This window comes from Polaromonas sp. P1_F8 (assembly GCF_056405635.1).
The window spans coordinates 848,885-866,292 of record NZ_JBFUBS010000001.1; the positions used below are offsets into that span (position 1 = coordinate 848,885).

Consider the following 17,408-nt stretch of genomic DNA (forward strand, 5'->3'; position numbering starts at 1 on the left):
AACGCCAATGTGTCTGGCCCGCCCGCAAGGCCCGCCGGCCGGCCACCGCGATCATGGGTGTATAACCAGAGCCCTCGGTCCCGCGCTTTTCCCACCCCGCGCGTGGCCGCTCACCTCACATCAATAAGCATCAAGCCGGGCGCATGAAGCGTCACGGCATACCAAGGAAGATCAAACATGGGCGCGCAGTGGAAAGCAAAAGGCAAGGAACTGGCCGCAAATGCCAAGGGCAAGGTATTCGGGAAACTGGCCAAGGAAATCATGGTGGCCGCGCGCAGCGGTGCCGACCCGTCATTGAACGCCCGCCTGCGGCTGGTGGTGGAGCAGGCCCGCAAGGTCTCCATGCCCAAGGACACGCTGGAGCGCGCCATCAAAAAAGGGGCCGGCCTCACGGGCGATGCGGTTCATTTTGAACACGTGATCTACGAAGGTTTTGCCCCGCACCGCGTGCCGGTCATGGTCGAATGCCTGACCGACAACCTGAACCGCACCGCCTCCGAAGTTCGCGTGCTGTTTCGCAAGGGGCAGCTGGGCACTTCCGGCTCGGTGTCCTGGGATTTTGACCACGTGGGCATGATTGAAGCCGAACCCGCTGCAGCAGCAGGCTCCGACCCCGAGCTGGCCGCCATTGAAGCAGGCGCCCAGGACTTTGAGCCGGGTGAAGAAGAAGGCACCACCCTGTTCCTGACCGATGCTGTCGACCTGGACCTGGTGAGCCGCGCATTGCCGGCCCAGGGTTTCAGCGTGCTGTCGGCCAAACTGGGCTACAAGCCGAAAAACCCGGTCGATCCGGCAACCCTCAGCGCCGCCGAACTCGAGGAAGTCGAAGCCTTCCTGGCCGCCATCGATGCCAATGACGATGTGCAGACCATTTATGCGGGCTTGGGCAGTTAGGGCTGGGTTGTTTGCGTTCCGCGGGCGCGCTCCCGAATCAGTTGCCCATCAGCGCGCGCACATGCGCCGCCGTGCCGCTGGCCAGGCCCTCCAGGCTGTAGCCTCCCTCGAGGACGGAAACCACACGGCCCTTGGCAGTTTCATCGGCCACCTTCATCAACTCCCGGGTGATCCAGTGGTAATCGTCGTCCGTGAACTTCAGGCCGCCCAACGGATCCAGATGATGGGCATCGAAACCCGCGGAGATGATCAGCAGCCCGGGTGCGAACCTGCGCAGGGCCGGTAACAACTGATCGGTCATCGCGGTGCGGAAGGCGGCGGAGCCGGTGCCCCGCGGAAACGGCACATTCACGATGTTTCCGGCCACGCCGGTTTCATGGCGCGCGCCGGTGCCGGGGTAAAACTGCGATTGGTGGCAGGAACCGTAGAACAGGTCCGGGTCGTCGTAGAACGAGTTCTGCGTGCCGTTGCCGTGATGCACATCGAAGTCCACCACCGCAACACGCTGGATGCCGTGCCGCTCGCGCGCATGCAGCGCGGCAATGGCCGCCTGGTTGAACACGCAAAAGCCCATGGCCTGATCTGCCTCGGCATGATGTCCGCAGGGGCGGGTAGCGCAAAAAACGTTGCTCGCCTCCCTTGTCACCACATCGTCCACGCCGGCACAGGCTGCGCCCACGCAACGCATCACCGCCTCCAGCGAGCCCGGTGACAGGATGGTGTCACCGGCATCGAGCGCGCGGTAGCCCTCGGCCGGCGACACCGCCTGCACTTGCTCCACATAGCCGGGTGTGTGCACGTGGAGCACCTGATCGAACGAGCCCAGCGGCGCATCGCGCCAGAGCGCCTTCGCAAACTCCGGTGTCTTCAGTGCCTGCAGCACGGCTTCAAGACGCTCGGGCGACTCCGGGTGGTGCGGGCCGGGACGATGGTCGAAACAGGCTTCGTGGGTGTAGATCAGGGTGCTCATGGGCGTTTGTCTCCTTTGCAGCGCCGGCGCCGCCATGCAGCCGATGGCTTTCATGGCTGCGGGTTTTGTACGGCCTCGTGAATGACTTTAACGGATCATGGCGGTAAGCGGCTCCGCTTGCCGCCTCAGAGGGCGAGCAAGAAAAAACCCGTTGCCTGCGTGCGCAGGAACGGGTTTTCGTATTTTTCACATCAAAAATGGCCGCCAGCCCCCTGCTGGCGAGCGCGGGCAGCTATCAATCCGATAGCAAGCTGCAGGCGCCGCTCAGCCCGGCCTCATCCAGCCGACGCTTCGAAGCTGAACACCCCCGGATTCTGGATCGGGTCCACATCCACCGGGATGGTGCTCTTGGGCGGGAACTTGCCCTCAAGCAATAACTTCGACAGCGGGTTTTCAATGCGCTGCTGAATCGCACGCTTGAGCGGACGCGCGCCAAATACCGGGTCGAACCCGACCTTGGCGAGCTCGGCAATCGCCGCTTCCGACACCTCCATGTTGAGGTCCATCTTCTGCAGACGCGCTATCAGCGTACGCAGCTGGATGCGGGCGATGGACTCGATGTTTTTCGCGTCGAGCGAATGGAACACCACGGTCTCGTCGATACGGTTCAGGAACTCGGGCCGGAAGTAGTTCTTCAGCTCGCCCTCCACCGCCTCTTTCACATCCTCGTAAGGCTGCCCCACCATGGACTGGATAATGGGCGAGCCGATATTGCTGGTCATGACGATCACGGTGTTCTTGAAGTCCACGGTGCGGCCCTGGCCGTCGGTCAGGCGGCCATCGTCCAGCACCTGCAGCAACACATTGAAGACGTCGGGGTGGGCTTTTTCCACCTCATCGAGCAGCAGCACGCTGTAGGGCTTGCGGCGCACGGCTTCGGTCAGGTAGCCACCCTCCTCGTAGCCCACGTAGCCCGGAGGCGCGCCGATCAGGCGGGCCACGGAATGCTTTTCCATGAACTCACTCATGTCGATGCGGACCAGGTGGTCTTCACTGTCAAACAAAAAGCCGGCCAGCGCCTTGCACAGTTCGGTCTTGCCGACGCCGGTGGGGCCCAGGAACAGGAAAGACCCCGTAGGCCGGTTAGGGTCGGAAAGACCCGAACGCGAGCGGCGGATGGCATTGGCCACGGCGCCGATGGCTTCGTCCTGGCCGACCACACGCTCGTGCAGCTTGCCTTCCATGAGCAGCAGCTTGTCGCGCTCGCCCTGCATCAGCTTGCTGACGGGAATGCCGGTGGCGCGCGCCACGACTTCGGCGATCTCTTCAGCGCCGACCTGGGTTCGCAGCAACGTGGGGGCGTTGGATTTCCCCTTGCTGGCTTCACTGTCCTGCGCTTCTTTCAGGCGTTTTTCAAGCGCCGGCAGCTGGCCGTATTGCAGCTCGGCGACTTTGTTGAAGTCGCCCTTGCGGGTGAATTCCTCGATCTGGAAGCGGATGCGGCCGATCTCTTCCATCACGTCCTTGGAGCCGAGCGCCTGGGCTTTTTCGGCCTGCCAGATTTCATCGAGGTCGGAAATCTCTTTTTGCAGCTTGGCGATCTCCTCTTCAATCAGGTCGAAGCGCTTTTTCGAAGACTCGTCTTTTTCGCGGCGCACGGCTTCGCGCTCGATCTGCAGCTGGATCAGGCGGCGGTCGAGCTTGTCCATGACCTCGGGCTTGGAGTCCATCTCGATCTTGATCTTGGCCGCGGCTTCATCGATCAGGTCGATGGCCTTGTCGGGCAGGAAACGGTCGGTGATGTAGCGATGGCTCAGCTCGGCCGCGGCCACGATGGCCGGGTCGGTGATCTGCACGCCGTGGTGCTCTTCGTATTTCTCTTGCAGGCCGCGCAGGATGGCAATCGTCGCCTCCACGCTCGGCTCGCCCACCAGGATTTTCTGGAAGCGGCGCTCCAGCGCGGCGTCTTTTTCGATGTACTTGCGGTATTCGTCGAGCGTTGTGGCACCCACGCAATGCAATTCGCCGCGGGCCAGCGCGGGTTTGAGCATATTGCCCGCATCCATGGCGCCTTCTGCCTTGCCGGCGCCCACCATGGTGTGCAGCTCGTCAATGAAGACGATGGTCTGGCCTTCGTCTTTGGCGAGTTCGTTGAGCACGGTTTTCAGGCGCTCTTCAAACTCACCGCGGAACTTGGCGCCGGCCAGCAGCGCCGCCATGTCCAGGCTCAATACACGCTTGCCCTTGAGCGAGTCAGGCACCTCACCCGCGACGATGCGCTGGGCCAGGCCCTCGACGATGGCGGTCTTGCCGACGCCGGGCTCCCCGATCAGCACCGGGTTGTTTTTAGTGCGGCGCTGCAGCACCTGGATCGCGCGGCGGATTTCATCGTCGCGGCCGATCACCGGGTCGAGCTTGCCCAGGCGGGCGCGCTCGGTAAGGTCCATGCAGTATTTTTTCAGGGCTTCGCGCTGGCCTTCGGCATCGGCGCTGTTCACGCCCTGCCCGCCGCGCACGGCGTCAATCGCCGCTTCCAGCGCCTTGCGAGTCAGGCCGTTTTCTTTGGCCAGCCGGCCCACGTCGCTCTTGCTGTCGGCCACAGCCAGCAAAAACAGCTCGCCGGCAATGAACTGGTCATTGCGCTTGATGGCTTCTTTTTCGGTGGCCTGCAGCAGCCTGGCGAGATCGGGGCTGACCTGGATCTGGTCCTGGCCCTGCACCTGCGGCAGTTTTTTAACGGCCGCATCAGCTGCCTGCGTGAGGCCGCCGACGTTAACGCCGGCTTTTTCCAGCAGGGCACGCGGGCCGTCTTCCTGGCGCAGCATGGCGGCCAGCAGGTGAACCGGCTCGATATAGCCGTTGTCATTGCCCAGCGCGAGGGACTGCGCATCGCTCAGGGCTTCCTGGAATTTGGTGGTTAGTTTGTCTTGTCGCATTGATTTGACTCCGCAAAGGGGCTCCGGGGCTCACGAAGGAGCGGTTATTGCCGAGTTTGGGGCTTTTGCGCGCCTTTTCAAGTCATTCAGCCGCAAGCACGGCAAGCCATTGGGCCGCGTTTGATGTGCGTCAAGCCCGCACCCGGTTCAGGCGTTGCCGGCGTTGATGCCCCATTTCGCCAGCGCCGCGTCGTCGCTGACCCGGGCATCCACCCAGCGGGCGCCTTCCGGCGTTTCTTCTTTCTTCCAGAACGGCGCCTGGGTTTTCAGATAGTCCATCAGGAATTCGCAGGCCTTGAAGCTTTCGCCGCGATGGGCTGACACTACGGCCACCATCACCACCTGGTCCAGCGGCTGCAGCAGGCCGACGCGGTGGATGACGCGGGCGCCAAAAATATCAAAACGCGACATCGCCTCATCGATCATGGCCTCGATGGCTTTTTCGGTCATGCCCGGGTAATGCTCCAGTTCCATGGAAAGTACTTCTCCCGCGCCGGCCGACGAACGCAGCGAAGGGCCGCCCCGAGCAAGTTCAGCCCCCTCGGGGGGCAGCGAGGACACGCCAGTGCCGAGCGTGGGGGCCATATTGCGGTCCCGAACCGTGCCGGTGAAGGTGCAGACGGCGCCGACGCGCTTGTCGTTTGAGCGCAGCGCGGCAACTTCATCGGCGAGGTTGAAGTCATCGGTGGTGATCAGGACGCGGGGGGAAGACTGGGCCATAGTGGCAATTTTGCCACTGGGCCACGCAGGCCGGTGCATATTCAATGCCGAAACAGTGCCACAGCCCGGCCCCTCAAGTAATATGGCAGCATGACTGGCCACATTCACCTTCTTGCCAACCGGACGCACGACAGCGCCCGCGGGTTTGAGGCGTGCGCCAGCAAATCAAAAAAACCGTTGCTCATTTGACCGGGGCTGCGGTTCCGTCGTCGAATGAGCGATGGAACCGCCGGTTACTTTTCCAGAGTCTTTTGCGGACACCTTCACTTGTTCTGATGACGGCCTTTTTAGCCGGTCAGTTTTTTGGGATGTGTCTTCATGCAAACAGCGCTCAATGCCGATCAGGCAAATCAAGCCACTCAGGCAACTCACGATTTCTCGGGACTCTGGATCCCGCTCGTTACCCCGTTTGACCAGGACAAGGTCGACTACGGTGCCTTGAAGCGCCTGGTAGCGCACTACCAGGCCAGCGGCATCGCCGGGCTGGTGGTATGCGGCTCTACGGGTGAAGCTGCCGCGCTCAGCGATGAAGAGCAACTTGATGTGCTGCAAACCGTGATGGCCGAAGCCCCTGACCTGCCGGTGATCATGGGTTTGTCTGGCTACCACCTGGGTAAAACGGCTGCGCGCGTTCGTGCTTTGAGCCCACTGAACCTCGCGGGCATCTTGCTGCCGGCGCCCAGCTATATCCGGCCCTCGCAGGCGGGTCTGATCGACTGGTTTACCACCCTGGCCGATGCCAGCGCGGTGCCGGTGGTGCTTTACGACATCCCTTACCGCACAGGCAGCCAGATGGCGCTTGAGACCATCCGGGCGCTGGCGGCGCACCCGCGCATACAGGCCGTCAAGGATTGCGGGGGTGACACGGCGAAAACGCGGGCACTGATCGCCGATGGGCAATTGCAGGTGCTGGCCGGTGAGGATGCGAACATCTTCACGACTGTGGCAGCAGGCGGCCGGGGCGCTATCGCGGCAGCGGCGCATTTGCATACGTCGCGATTTGCGGAAATTGTTCAGCGCCTTCGAGCGGGTGACGTGGCCGGGGCCGAGGCTTTGTGGAAACCGCTGCCGCCGCTGATTGAAGCCCTGTTTGCAGAACCCAATCCGGGCCCGCTCAAGGCATTGCTGGCGCGACAAAAGTTGCTGCGTGACGAGTTGCGCAGCCCGATGACGCGCGCGTCTGCGGCGCTGGTGGAGCGGCTTGTGAAGCTGGATGCGCTGGTGGTTTGAGCCGCCGAGTTGAGCCGCCGAGAGTGAGTGGATCAGCCGCCGGTGACGGGGGGAAAGAAGGCGACTTCACAGCCCTCGCTGAGTACGGCCGACTCATCGCTCATGACCTGGTTGAGCGCCATGCGCACCGATTTGCCACGCGCAAGCGCCGCAGCGTGCGCGGGCGTGGCCGCCAGCAGTTCGTCGCGCAGGGCGGCCAGCGTAGCGGCAGAGGTGTCGCGCACCTCGCTGCCCTGCCCTATGGCTTCGCGGATCGAGGCAAAGTATTTGACGGTGATTTTCATGTGAAGCCTTGCCGAAGAGCCTCTACGACATCAGCGCTGAAAACGGGATGAACTGCACCACGTCACCGTGCGCGATGGTCTGGCCTGCCGGGTTGTCGATCACACCGTCGCCCCAGACTGCGGAAGTCAGCACGCCCGAACTCTGGTTGTTGAACAGCTCCAGCCCACCGGCGGCGTTGCGCCTGACCCGCAGGAATTCGCGGCGCTTGTCGGCTTTGGGCCAGTCAAAATGCGCCGTCGCAGCCATGGGGCGAACGGCAGGTTCGACAGCGCCCTGCAACTTGAGCAGGAAAGGCCGCACCAGGACCAGGAAAGTCACAAAACTGGACACCGGGTTGCCAGGCAGGCCGATGAAGTGGGAGCCTGCAATCTTGCCGTAGGCGAAGGGCTTGCCCGGCTTTATGGCGATCTGCCAGAGCGCCAGTTCGCCCAGCGCCTGCACGGCGGGCTTGATGTGGTCTTCTTCGCCCACCGACACGCCACCGCTGGTGAGGATCAGGTCGTGCTGCTCGCTGGCGCCCTTGAGCGCGGCGATGGTGGCGTCCAGGCGGTCGGGCACGATGCCCAGGTCAGTGACCGTACAGCCCAGGCGCAGCAGCAGCGCACGCAAAAAGAAGCGGTTGGAGTTGTAGATGGCGCCGGGCTTCATGTCGGCGGGTGCAACCTCGCCAGGCATGACAAGTTCGTCGCCCGTGGAAAACAGGGCGACGCGCACCCGGGGCGCGACCTGCAATTTGTCGAAACCGATGCTGGCGGCCAGGCCCAGCGAGGCCGGCGTCAGACGCTCGCCACGGCGTAGCACCACGGCGCCGGCAGCGACGTCTTCGCCCCGACGGCGAATCCACTGGCCGGGCTGCGGCTGGACCCTGATGCGCACGCCCGCGTCCCCCGCCTCGCAATCTTCCTGCATCACCACGGCGTCGGCGCCCGACGGAATGGGGGCGCCGGTGAAGATGCGCGCCGCAGAGGCCGGCGTGAGCATGTGCCCGCTGCTGCCGGCTGGAATACGCTGGTTGACTTGCAGCACCGCATCGGCTGACCAGTCGGCAGCACGCACCGCATAGCCGTCCATGGAACTGTTGTCGTGTGCCGGCACATCAAGGCTGGACACCAGCTCCTGGGCCAGCACCCGGCCGTCGGCATCGAAGGTGGAAACCGTCTCGGCACCGGGCAGCAATGCCGCGCGGCCCAGCAGCTCGGCCAGCGCCTGGTCCAGCGGCTTCAAGGGGGCCCGGCCGGGCTGCGGCGCAAGCGCCGGGCCGGCGGGCGCGGAGGAAACAGAACTCATGGTCGGGGTGTCCGGAACAAAAACATGAACGGAACGAAAAAAGCCTGCTTTGGCGAACGCTTAACCGAAACGGTCTTCAAACGAATAGGAGAAGCGTTCCTGATTGTTGACCAGGTACTCTGCCACGGCGTCGGCATCGTCCAAATCCAGCACCGGGCGCAAGGTTGCTTGGGGCAGCTTGCCGGGGGCATCCGTGGCGACGGCGACGATGAAGTCGTCGTCCGGGTAGAGCGGGGGCTTGCCGGCGTAGTCGGCCGAAGGGGCGCGCCAGACTTCGATCTTGAGGAGGTCGCTGCTCTTGAAGCCCTCCACCAGCACCCAGTCCACGCCGCCGTACAGCTCGGCGATCAGCTGGTGAACGGTGAGCTCGGACGGCTTTTCAAATTCACGCATGAGCGCAAGCCGGTTTGGCGAGGCCACGACCACTTCAAAGGCACCGGCCTGGCGATGCCGGAAAGTGTCTTTGCCGGGATGGTCTATGTCGAACTTGTGGTGCGCATGCTTGACCACCGACACGCGCAGGCCTCTGGCCTTCAGTGCCGGGATCAGCTTTTCGACCAGTGTCGTCTTGCCCGAACCGGAATACCCGGCAAATCCGACCACGTTCATGATGTCGCTCTCACAGAAAGAAAGGCCGGAAGACGCCCAGGTTGCTATTAAAAATATAGCTGCTTGCGCCCGTCAGATAATGGCTACAGCCCGATTTAATGCACATTTTCGGCGATGTAGCGTTTGATCACAGCTGCATCGGCCGGCAGCACCTTGACGCGTTTCGGCAAAGCCTCAATGCCTTCGAACTTCGCCGGCCGCGTGGGCAATTGGCCCAGGGCTTCTTCAATGGTGGCCGCGAACTTGATGGGAAGCGCAGTCTCCAGCACGATCATGGGAACGCCCGGCTGGAGCTGCTCGCGCGCCACCTTCACGCCGTCGGCAGTGTGGGTGTCGATCATGGTGCCGAAGCGTTTGTAGGTGTCGCGGATGGTGGCCAGCCGGTCGGCATGGGTGCTCTTGCCGCTCGCAAAACCGTAGCGCTGCGCGGCCGACTTGAAGGCGGCCTCAACGCTCAGGTCAAAGTAGCCCTGGCTGCCGATCTGGTCATGGAACAGCGCCTTCGTCTTGTCACCGTCACGGCCCAGCAGGTCAAACACAAAGCGCTCGAAGTTCGAGGCCTTGGAAATGTCCATGGAAGGACTGGAGGTTTCGTGCGTGTCGGCGCTGCTGCGCACGCGGTACACGCCGGTGCGGAAGAACTCGTCGAGCACGTCGTTCTCGTTCGTGGCGACCACCAGCTTGGCGATGGGCAGGCCCATCATACGGGCGACGTGCCCGGCGCAGACATTACCGAAATTGCCTGAAGGGACCGTGAAGTCGACTTTTTCAGTGTTGCTGCTCGTGGCTTGAAAGTAACCCGCAAAGTAATACACCACCTGCGCCATCAGCCTCGCCCAGTTGATGGAGTTGACCGTGCCGATCTTGTACTGGCGCTTGAAGGCGAGGTCGTTGGACACGGCCTTGACGATGTCCTGGCAGTCGTCGAACACGCCTTCAACCGCGATGTTGTGGATGTTCTCATCCTGCAGGCTGAACATTTGCGCCTGCTGGAAGGGGCTCATGCGGCCGTTGGGTGAGGTCATGAAGACGCGCACGCCCTTTTTGCCGCGCATGGCGTATTCGGCCGCGCTGCCGGTGTCTCCGCTGGTGGCGCCCAGGATGTTGAGCTCTTCACCGCGGCGCGCCAGTTCGTATTCGAACAGGTTGCCCAGCAGCTGCATGGCCATGTCCTTGAAGGCCAGCGTGGGGCCGTTGGACAGGGCCTCGAGGTAAACGCCGTCTTCAAGCTTTTTCAGCGGGACGATGGCTTGGGTGCCAAACACTTCTTCGGTGTAGGTCTTGTTGCAGATGGCCTTAAGGTCGACGGCTGGAATATCGTCGACATAGATCGAGAGGACTTCGAACGCGAGCTCGGCGTAAGACAGGCTGCGCCACTTCTGCAGCGTGGCAGCATCCACCTGCGGGTATTGCTCGGGCAGGTAGAGGCCACCGTCGGGCGCGAGGCCTTCGAGCAGGATTTCACAAAAACGCTTGCGGTCGGCGTGGCCGCGAGTGGAGATGTACAACATCAGGCCAGCTCCTCCTTGCGGATGCGCGTAATGGGCGCAAGCACCGTGGGCAGCGCCTGCATCTGGGCGATGGCCTCGTTCATTCTGGACTCGACACAATCGTGCGTCAGGATGACGAGATCCGTCTGGGTGGAGCCTTCACCACCCACATCGTCAGCTTCGCGCTGAAGCACGGCGTCGATGCTGATGTCGAACGATGCGAGGATACCGGTGACTTTTGCCAACACACCAGCCTCGTCGGCAACTTTCAGCCGCAGGTAGTAGCTGGTGACGATGTCGCCCATGGCCAGCACCGGCGTATCGCTCACCGCGTCGGGCTGGAAGGCCAGGTGCGGCACACGCTGGGCGGGGTCCGCGGTATGCAGGCGGGTAACGTCGACCAGGTCTGCAATCACGGCTGAGGCCGTTTGCTCGGAACCCGCACCTGCGCCGTAGTACATGGTGATGCCGGCCGCGTCGCTCTTGACCATGATGCCATTCATCGAACCCTCGACATTGGCCAGTAGCCGCTTGACGGGAATCAGCGTGGGATGCACGCGCAGCTCGACACCGTTTGCCGTGCGTTTGGCAACGCCCAGCAGCTTGATGCGGTAGCCCAGCTGAAACGCGTAGTGAATGTCAATGGCCGCCAGCTTGGTGATGCCTTCGACATAGGCGCGGTCATACTGCAGGCGGATGCCGAAAGCGATCGCCGCCAGGATGGTGGCCTTGTGGGCCGCATCCATGCCCTCGATGTCAAAGGTCGGGTCGGCTTCTGCGTAGCCCAGGCGTTGCGCCTCTTTCAGCACCTCGTCAAATCCGAGGCCCTTGTCGCGCATCTCGGACAGGATGAAATTGGTTGTGCCGTTGATGATGCCGGCGACCCATTCGATGCGGTTGGCCGAGAGGCCTTCACGCAAGGCCTTGATGATGGGGATGCTTACCGCAACTGCACCTTCGAAAGCCACCATCACACCGCGCGCCTGGGCAGCGGCGAAGATTTCGTTGCCGTATTCGGCCAGCAGCGCCTTGTTGGCCGTGACCACATGTTTGCCATTGGCAATGGCCTTGAGCACCAGTTCACGGGCCAGTGTGGTGCCGCCGATGACTTCCACCACAATTTCGATGTCCGGGTGGTTGACGATTTCAAAGGGATCGGCGAGGACCACCACCCCCTCGCCGGCAATCTTGCGGGCGCGATCCAGGTTGCGGGCGGAAACCATGGTGATCTCAATGCCGCGGCCGGCACGGCGTCGGATTTCTTCCTGGTTGCGCCGCAGTACGTTGTAGGTGCCGCTGCCCACGGTGCCGATGCCCAGGAGGCCTACGCGGATGGGGCTCAAATTCGTCGGTTTCATAGTCGCTGAGGTCTTGCTTTTCGTTGATCGTGGATGCTCGCGCTCAAAAGAGGTGCGCAAAAAAAAGCCGGATACAGGTCAAATCCGGTTGTTGCGATAGTTCTCGAGGAACTTCGCAATACGGCCAATGGCTTCGCGCAGGTCTTCCTCATGCGGGAGGAAGACGATGCGGAAGTGATCCGGCTCGGGCCAGTTAAAGCCCGTGCCCTGCACCAGCATGACCTTGGTCTCCTTGAGGAGCTCCAGGAAAAACTGGCGATCGTCCTTGATCGGGTAGACCTTGGGATCAAGCCGCGGGAACATGTAGAGCGCGGCGCTGGGTTTGACACAGGTGACGCCGGGTATGGCGGTAATCAGTTCGTAGGCCAGGTCACGCTGGCGGCGCAGGCGGCCGCCCTCGCAGGTCAGGTCGTTGATGCTCTGGTAGCCGCCCAGCGCAGTCTGGATGGCCCACTGGCCGGGCACGTTGGAGCACAGCTTCATGTTGGCCAGCATGTTCAGGCCTTCGATGTAGTCCTGCGCCTGCTTCTTGGGGCCGGACACCACCAGCCAGCCGGCGCGATAGCCGCAGGAGCGATAGCTCTTGGAAAGCGAATTGAAGGTCAGCGTGAGCACGTCGGTGGACAGGCTGGCGATGGCCGTATGTTTGACGCCGTCGTAAAGCACCTTGTCGTAGACCTCGTCCGCGAGGATGACCAGGCCGTGCTCGCGCGCGATACCGATGATGCCTTTGAGCAGTTCATCGGAATACAGCGCGCCCGTCGGGTTGTTGGGGTTGATGACCGCGATGGCCTTGGTCTTTGGCGTGATCTTCGCGCGGATGTCGTCCAGGCTGGGCATCCAGCCATTGCTTTCATCACACCGGTAGTGCACCGGCGTGCCGCCCGAGAGGCTGGTGGAGGCCGTCCACAGTGGGTAGTCAGGCGCGGGCAACAGCAGCTCGTCGCCGTCATCGAGCAAGGCATTGGTGGCCATCGAGATCAGTTCGCTCGCGCCGTTGCCGAGGTAGATGTCGTCCAGCGTCACGCCCTTGATGCCCTGCTTCTGGGTTTCATGCATCACGGCCTTGCGTGCCGCAAAAATACCCTTGCTGTCCGAATAACCCGCCGAGGCAGGCAGGTTGCGGATCATGTCCTGCTGGACTTCTTCGGGCGCATCAAAACCGAACACCGCCAGATTACCAATATTGAGCTTGATGAGCTTTTGGCCTTCTTCTTCCATCTGCTTGGCGGCATCCATGATCGGGCCGCGGATGTCATAAAGGACATTGGCCAGCTTGGCAGATTTGGTGATCGGTTTCATGCGGTTTTATCGGTATGTGGGCAGGGCCTCGGGCCCCACCATGCTGGCAACGGGGAAGAAGCATCAGCACTGCGGCGGGAAATTCGGGCGGAATCTATAATTTGACCACATAAAAGAGGGTTTTCGCCTCCAAAACCCGTCAAACGCCCCCGTGCACCGGCGTCCTCCGCGCCATCGAAACGCCCAAATAATCCCGTATGAAACTTCAACCAGACCGTCTCGATGTCCAGTCCATCCTTGGCTACGGTCCAGGCTGGGTCGGCCTGGGAAGCAATGGTGTCGCGGAGAAAATCGAACACAGCATCGTGATTGGCTCAAGGGGCGAGAAGTTTGACTGGAACTGCACGCGTTTTGAGCAACTCACGGCAGAGCATTTCGCCCTGCTTGCCGCGACGCAGCCTGAACTCGTGATTTTTGGCAGCGGCTCCCGGTTGCGCTTTCCGCCTCCGGCCTTCCTGCGCACGCTGATGGAGCGCCGCATCGGCATTGAGACCATGGACACATTGGCAGCATGCCGTACCTATAACATCCTCGCGGGAGAAGGCCGGCAAGTAATTGCTGCCCTGCTGATTGAAACAGAAGGAACAGAAGGCTGAAATGCCCTCTCTTTCAGGGTAAAATCTAGGGTTGCACTTGGCACCACATCCAGGACTCGCGTCCCGGGCCGGTTGCCAAAAGGCGCGGCTAATTACAACTACTTTCGTCAGGGTCTACTCAGTATGGCAGTCGTCGTCAATAAACCACTCCCCGAATTTGAAGCGATCGCCACAGGCGGCATCAAGGTTTCCAACACATCCCACCTCGGCAAAGTCGTTGTGCTGTACTTCTATCCCAAGGACAACACACCGGGTTGCACCACGGAAGCCATGCAGTTCCGTGACCGCTACAAGGACTTCGTCAAGGCCGGCGCAACCGTGTTCGGCGTGTCCCGCGACAACATGAAGTCCCACGACGAGTTCAAGTCCAAGCTTGAACTCCCGTTCGAACTCATTGCGGACACCGAAGAAAAAATGTGCCACATGTTCGGCGTGGTCAAAAACAAGATCATGTACGGCAAGAAGGTCAAGGGCATCGAGCGCAGCACCTTCCTGGTGGGTGCCGACGGCCAGCTGAAAGAAGAGTGGCGCGGCCTGAAGGTGCCTGGCCATGTGGACGACGTGCTCAAGGCCGTCAAGGCGCTCAAAAAGGCTGCCTGAAACAGCCCTGACGCCAGTTAGCAACAAAGAATTGCAAAGGATTGCCCTGTCACGCGAGTTGTGCATAATGAACTCATGCTGTTGACCTTCGCAACTGCGCCAAAAGAACAAGCCGCCCTGGTTTCAAGGCGGCTTTTTCGCTTCTGGAACCCTTCTTTTTTAGAGAGTTTTAAGCACTATGCCCCTGCCCCCCGCCCCGACCAAACGTGCCGCCCTGCTCTCCCCCGACGCGCTTGATGCGCCCGCCCGCTCGCCCTCCAAAGCACGAAAGACGGAAAGTGCCGAATCCGCCCAGAAACCCCCGGTGATGGACCTGTTTGACAGCCGCGCAGCAGGGGATGGCAGCCAGCATCCGTCAGCGTTTCAAGGAAAAGAGCCTGCCAACCCTTCAAGGACGAGCGCAAGCAGCTATAAAAAAGAGAGCATTCCACTGCCCCAGCCGGCAGCCAAGCCCAAAAAGGCCAAGCGCACCGGCCCCACCAAGCTGTTTGTGCTCGACACCAATGTGCTGATGCACGACCCAATGTGCCTGTTCCGGTTTGAGGAGCACGACATCTTCCTGCCCATGATCGTGCTTGAAGAGCTCGACGGCCACAAAAAGGGCATGACCGAGGTGGCGCGCAACGCCCGCCAGACCAGCCGGACGCTGGACGCGCTGGCAGGCACCCAGGGCGCTGACATTGCCAAAGGCCTGAAACTGGACACCACCGGCCACCCTGAAGCTGGTGGCTGCCTGTTTTTCCAGACCAAACCGCTGGATTACACCCTGCCCATGAGCCTGCCGCAGGGCAAGGCCGACAACCAGATCCTGGGCGTGGTCGAGGCCTTACGCAAGGAATACGCGCCGCGCGAGGTGGTTCTGGTGTCCAAGGACATCAACATGCGCGTCAAGGCCCGCGCCCTGGGTCTGGCCACAGACGACTACCAGAACGACAAAACCCTGGAAGACGGCGACCTGCTGTATTCGGGCTCGCTGGCCCTGCCGGCTGACTTCTGGACGCGCCAGAGCAAAACCGTCGAAAGCTGGCAGCAAGGCAGCCACACCTTCTACCGCATCACGGGCCCCATCGTGGGCAGCCTGCTGATCAATCAGTTTGTTTTTTTTGAAGCCCCCGGCGAACCTCCGCTGTATGCCCGCGTGACGGAAATCCGGGCGAAAACCGCCGTCCTGAAGACCCTTAAGGACTACAACCACCTCAAAAACGCGGTCTGGGGCGTCACCACGCGCAACCGCGAGCAGAACTTCGCGATGAACCTGCTGATGGACCCGGAAGTGGATTTCGTCACGCTGGCAGGTACCGCAGGTACGGGCAAGACGCTGATGGCGCTGGCCAGCGGGCTCACGCAGGTGCTGGATGACCGTCGCTACACCGAAATCATCATGACGAGAGCTACGGTGAGCGTGGGCGAAGACATCGGCTTCCTGCCGGGTACTGAAGAGGAAAAAATGGGCCCCTGGATGGGCGCGCTGGACGACAACCTGGAGGTGCTGGGCAAAACCGACAGCGGCTCGGGCGAATGGGGGCGCGCCGCCACCAACGAGCTCATCCGATCACGCATCAAGGTCAAGAGCATGAACTTCATGCGCGGCCGCACCTTCCTGAACAAGTACGTCATCATCGACGAAGCGCAAAACCTGACGCCCAAGCAGATGAAAACGCTGATCACGCGGGCCGGCCCGGGCACCAAGATCATCTGCATGGGTAACCTGGCGCAGATCGACACGCCGTACCTGACCGAAGGCTCATCGGGCATGACCTTTGCCGTCGACCGCTTCAAGGGCTGGCCGCACGGCGGCCACATCACGCTCGCGCGTGGCGAACGTTCGCGGCTGGCTGATTTCGCGAGCGAAGTGCTCTAAGCAAGACGGCGAAAAACGGCGCTTATTGGCGCTTATCGGTGTTTACGGCGCCGAAATGAAAAAAGGCCAAGTCGCAAGACTTGGCCTTTTTTGTTCTTCAAATTCTGGTGGGCGGTGCAAGTTTCGAACTTGCGACCCCTGCAGTGTGAATGCAGTGCTCTACCCCTGAGCTAACCGCCCTATTGGTCAGCCTAAGATTATATGCTGTTTCGTGCTGCTTTATGGCCTAGGCCGCCAAAACACGCCAAACCGTTTTACCCTTGCTGGCCTTGTCAATATCTACCAGCAGCTTTTCATGGTCGGCGATCTCCTGATCGTTGGCAGCGAGCAGCGGCAGGTCAAAGGTGCTGAGATCAATCTGGGGCATGTCACTATCGCCTTCCCGGGCGCTATCCCCAACATCCATCACCAGCGCATTCTGGCCACGGGTCAGATTGATGTAGACATCGGCCAGCAGTTCGGCGTCCAGCAAGGCGCCATGCAAGGTCCGGCCCGAATTGTCGACCTCGAGCCGGTCGCACAAGGCGTCCAGCGAGTTGCGCTTGCCCGGGAACAGCTCCTTGGCCATCATCAGGCTGTCGGTGACCTTGGCCACACAATGCTTGATGGGCGGCCTGCCGATGAGTTCAAGCTCCTTGTTCAGGAAGCTCACGTCAAAAGGCGCGTTGTGGATGATGATCTCGGCGTCCTGCAGGTACTCCAGCAATTCATCGGCCACGGCCACGAACTTGGGTTTGTCCTTCAGGAACTCGTTGCTGATGCCGTGAACCTTGAGTGCGTCTTCGTGGCTGTCGCGCTCGGGGTTCAGGTAGAAGTGTCGGTTGTTGCCGGTGAGCTTGCGGGCCACCAGTTCGACGCAACCGATTTCGATGATGCGGTCGCCGTTTTCAGCGGAAAGACCGGTGGTTTCGGTATCAAGGACGATTTGGCGCATGGCTGGATTATCGCCTCCGCACAGGGGGAAATCCGTCTTGAACTACCCCAAAAATTCAGTGATTCTCTTTTGCGTGATTGATGGAGTATTTGGGTATCTCCACCGTCACATCAGCCTGGGCCAGAAACGCCTGGCAGCTCAGGCGCGAATTGGGTTCCAGGCCCCAGGCGCGGTCCAGCAGATCTTCTTCGCTCTCGTCGAGCTCGTTCAGTGATTTAAAGCCTTCACGGACGATGACATGGCAGGTCGTGCAGGCGCAGCTGAGGTCGCAGGCGTGTTCGATGTTGATCTTGTTGTCGAGCAGGGCTTCGCAAATAGATGTGCCGGCAGGCGCGCTGATTTCAGCGCCTTGTGGGCAGTATTCGGGATGAGGCAGTATTTTGATGATGGGCATGT

16 protein-coding genes and 1 tRNA gene are annotated in these 17,408 nt (G+C 61.4%); 5 read left to right on the plus strand and 12 right to left on the minus strand.

Going from position 1 to position 17,408, the window contains the following annotated elements; translation table 11 throughout:
* Positions 1 to 177 precede the first annotated feature (177 nt).
* The gene (locus tag AC1D1J_RS04015; RefSeq protein WP_477685492.1) at positions 178 to 894 is read left to right on the plus strand and encodes a YebC/PmpR family DNA-binding transcriptional regulator; all 717 of its coding nucleotides are present in this window, start codon (positions 178 to 180) and stop codon (positions 892 to 894) included.
* Between the two features lie 37 nt (positions 895 to 931).
* Here AC1D1J_RS04015 and AC1D1J_RS04020 read toward each other — a convergent pair whose 3' ends face one another.
* From AC1D1J_RS04020 to AC1D1J_RS04030, 3 genes are all read right to left on the minus strand, one after another.
* Complete coding sequence (locus AC1D1J_RS04020; RefSeq protein ID WP_477693947.1) at positions 932 to 1,864, minus strand: histone deacetylase family protein; 933 nt, start codon at positions 1,862 to 1,864, stop codon at positions 932 to 934.
* A 275-nt stretch (positions 1,865 to 2,139) separates the two neighbouring features.
* The gene (gene clpB / locus AC1D1J_RS04025) at positions 2,140 to 4,740 is read right to left on the minus strand and encodes an ATP-dependent chaperone ClpB (protein ID WP_477693948.1); all 2,601 of its coding nucleotides are present in this window, start codon (positions 4,738 to 4,740) and stop codon (positions 2,140 to 2,142) included.
* 147 nt (positions 4,741 to 4,887) lie between these two features.
* The gene (locus tag AC1D1J_RS04030; protein WP_477685489.1) at positions 4,888 to 5,460 is read right to left on the minus strand and encodes a molybdenum cofactor biosynthesis protein MoaE; all 573 of its coding nucleotides are present in this window, start codon (positions 5,458 to 5,460) and stop codon (positions 4,888 to 4,890) included.
* Between the two features lie 318 nt (positions 5,461 to 5,778).
* On the opposite strand from AC1D1J_RS04030, the gene dapA reads away from it, so the two are divergent.
* Positions 5,779 to 6,690, plus strand: a complete 912-nt coding sequence (gene dapA / locus AC1D1J_RS04035; RefSeq protein ID WP_477693949.1) for a 4-hydroxy-tetrahydrodipicolinate synthase — start codon at positions 5,779 to 5,781, stop codon at positions 6,688 to 6,690.
* Between the two features lie 32 nt (positions 6,691 to 6,722).
* Here dapA and moaD read toward each other — a convergent pair whose 3' ends face one another.
* The 6 genes from moaD to AC1D1J_RS04065 form a co-directional block, all read right to left on the minus strand.
* Positions 6,723 to 6,974 (minus strand): molybdopterin converting factor subunit 1, encoded by a 252-nt coding sequence (gene moaD, locus AC1D1J_RS04040; protein WP_477693950.1) that lies wholly within the window; start codon positions 6,972 to 6,974, stop codon positions 6,723 to 6,725.
* Between the two features lie 22 nt (positions 6,975 to 6,996).
* The gene (locus tag AC1D1J_RS04045) at positions 6,997 to 8,262 is read right to left on the minus strand and encodes a molybdopterin molybdotransferase MoeA (protein ID WP_477693951.1); all 1,266 of its coding nucleotides are present in this window, start codon (positions 8,260 to 8,262) and stop codon (positions 6,997 to 6,999) included.
* A gap of 60 nt (positions 8,263 to 8,322) precedes the next feature.
* The gene (gene mobB / locus AC1D1J_RS04050) at positions 8,323 to 8,871 is read right to left on the minus strand and encodes a molybdopterin-guanine dinucleotide biosynthesis protein B (RefSeq protein WP_477685485.1); all 549 of its coding nucleotides are present in this window, start codon (positions 8,869 to 8,871) and stop codon (positions 8,323 to 8,325) included.
* Positions 8,872 to 8,966: 95 nt separating this feature from the next.
* Positions 8,967 to 10,382: a threonine synthase gene (gene thrC, locus AC1D1J_RS04055; RefSeq protein ID WP_477693952.1), complete on the minus strand. Its 1,416-nt coding sequence runs from the start codon at positions 10,380 to 10,382 to the stop codon at positions 8,967 to 8,969.
* Complete coding sequence (locus tag AC1D1J_RS04060; protein WP_477694467.1) at positions 10,382 to 11,704, minus strand: homoserine dehydrogenase; 1,323 nt, start codon at positions 11,702 to 11,704, stop codon at positions 10,382 to 10,384. Before AC1D1J_RS04060 ends, thrC begins: the two co-directional genes overlap by 1 nt.
* A gap of 93 nt (positions 11,705 to 11,797) precedes the next feature.
* Positions 11,798 to 13,021, minus strand: a complete 1,224-nt coding sequence (locus AC1D1J_RS04065; RefSeq protein ID WP_477685483.1) for a pyridoxal phosphate-dependent aminotransferase — start codon at positions 13,019 to 13,021, stop codon at positions 11,798 to 11,800.
* Between the two features lie 197 nt (positions 13,022 to 13,218).
* Between AC1D1J_RS04065 and AC1D1J_RS04070 the strand changes: the two genes are divergently transcribed.
* From AC1D1J_RS04070 to AC1D1J_RS04080, 3 genes are all read left to right on the plus strand, one after another.
* Positions 13,219 to 13,617: an Mth938-like domain-containing protein gene (locus tag AC1D1J_RS04070; RefSeq protein WP_477665775.1), complete on the plus strand. Its 399-nt coding sequence runs from the start codon at positions 13,219 to 13,221 to the stop codon at positions 13,615 to 13,617.
* Positions 13,618 to 13,740: 123 nt separating this feature from the next.
* The gene (locus tag AC1D1J_RS04075; RefSeq protein ID WP_092128171.1) at positions 13,741 to 14,217 is read left to right on the plus strand and encodes a peroxiredoxin; all 477 of its coding nucleotides are present in this window, start codon (positions 13,741 to 13,743) and stop codon (positions 14,215 to 14,217) included.
* Positions 14,218 to 14,395: 178 nt separating this feature from the next.
* Complete coding sequence (locus tag AC1D1J_RS04080) at positions 14,396 to 16,078, plus strand: PhoH family protein (RefSeq protein ID WP_457280422.1); 1,683 nt, start codon at positions 14,396 to 14,398, stop codon at positions 16,076 to 16,078.
* 105 nt (positions 16,079 to 16,183) lie between these two features.
* Here AC1D1J_RS04080 and AC1D1J_RS04085 read toward each other — a convergent pair.
* The 3 genes from AC1D1J_RS04085 to fdx all read right to left on the minus strand — a co-directional run bounded on the left by AC1D1J_RS04085 (position 16,184) and on the right by fdx (position 17,406).
* Positions 16,184 to 16,258 (minus strand) — tRNA-Val (locus AC1D1J_RS04085).
* A gap of 46 nt (positions 16,259 to 16,304) precedes the next feature.
* Positions 16,305 to 17,012 carry a DNA polymerase III subunit epsilon gene (dnaQ, locus tag AC1D1J_RS04090; protein WP_477693953.1) on the minus strand — a complete coding sequence of 236 codons (708 nt, stop codon included), beginning with the start codon at positions 17,010 to 17,012 and terminating at the stop codon, positions 16,305 to 16,307.
* 55 nt (positions 17,013 to 17,067) lie between these two features.
* Positions 17,068 to 17,406, minus strand: a complete 339-nt coding sequence (fdx, locus tag AC1D1J_RS04095; protein ID WP_477685481.1) for an ISC system 2Fe-2S type ferredoxin — start codon at positions 17,404 to 17,406, stop codon at positions 17,068 to 17,070.
* Positions 17,407 to 17,408: the final 2 nt, after the last annotated feature.

What these genes read in the sequence shown, in the direction of transcription:
- AC1D1J_RS04030 (WP_477685489.1), bottom strand. Translation starts at nt 5,460, where the DNA reads ATGGCCCAGTCTTCCCCCCGCGTCCTGATCACCACCGATGACTTCAAC.
- thrC (WP_477693952.1), bottom strand. Translation starts at nt 10,382, where the DNA reads ATGTTGTACATCTCCACTCGCGGCCACGCCGACCGCAAGCGTTTTTGT.
- AC1D1J_RS04015 (WP_477685492.1), top strand. Translation starts at nt 178, where the DNA reads ATGGGCGCGCAGTGGAAAGCAAAAGGCAAGGAACTGGCCGCAAATGCC.
- dnaQ (WP_477693953.1), bottom strand. Translation starts at nt 17,012, where the DNA reads ATGCGCCAAATCGTCCTTGATACCGAAACCACCGGTCTTTCCGCTGAA.
- AC1D1J_RS04070 (WP_477665775.1), top strand. Translation starts at nt 13,219, where the DNA reads ATGAAACTTCAACCAGACCGTCTCGATGTCCAGTCCATCCTTGGCTAC.
- AC1D1J_RS04065 (WP_477685483.1), bottom strand. Translation starts at nt 13,021, where the DNA reads ATGAAACCGATCACCAAATCTGCCAAGCTGGCCAATGTCCTTTATGAC.
- fdx (WP_477685481.1), bottom strand. Translation starts at nt 17,406, where the DNA reads ATGCCCATCATCAAAATACTGCCTCATCCCGAATACTGCCCACAAGGC.
- moaD (WP_477693950.1), bottom strand. Translation starts at nt 6,974, where the DNA reads ATGAAAATCACCGTCAAATACTTTGCCTCGATCCGCGAAGCCATAGGG.
- clpB (WP_477693948.1), bottom strand. Translation starts at nt 4,740, where the DNA reads ATGCGACAAGACAAACTAACCACCAAATTCCAGGAAGCCCTGAGCGAT.
- AC1D1J_RS04080 (WP_457280422.1), top strand. Translation starts at nt 14,396, where the DNA reads ATGCCCCTGCCCCCCGCCCCGACCAAACGTGCCGCCCTGCTCTCCCCC.
- dapA (WP_477693949.1), top strand. Translation starts at nt 5,779, where the DNA reads ATGCAAACAGCGCTCAATGCCGATCAGGCAAATCAAGCCACTCAGGCA.
- AC1D1J_RS04020 (WP_477693947.1), bottom strand. Translation starts at nt 1,864, where the DNA reads ATGAGCACCCTGATCTACACCCACGAAGCCTGTTTCGACCATCGTCCC.
- AC1D1J_RS04045 (WP_477693951.1), bottom strand. Translation starts at nt 8,262, where the DNA reads ATGAGTTCTGTTTCCTCCGCGCCCGCCGGCCCGGCGCTTGCGCCGCAG.
- mobB (WP_477685485.1), bottom strand. Translation starts at nt 8,871, where the DNA reads ATGAACGTGGTCGGATTTGCCGGGTATTCCGGTTCGGGCAAGACGACA.
- AC1D1J_RS04075 (WP_092128171.1), top strand. Translation starts at nt 13,741, where the DNA reads ATGGCAGTCGTCGTCAATAAACCACTCCCCGAATTTGAAGCGATCGCC.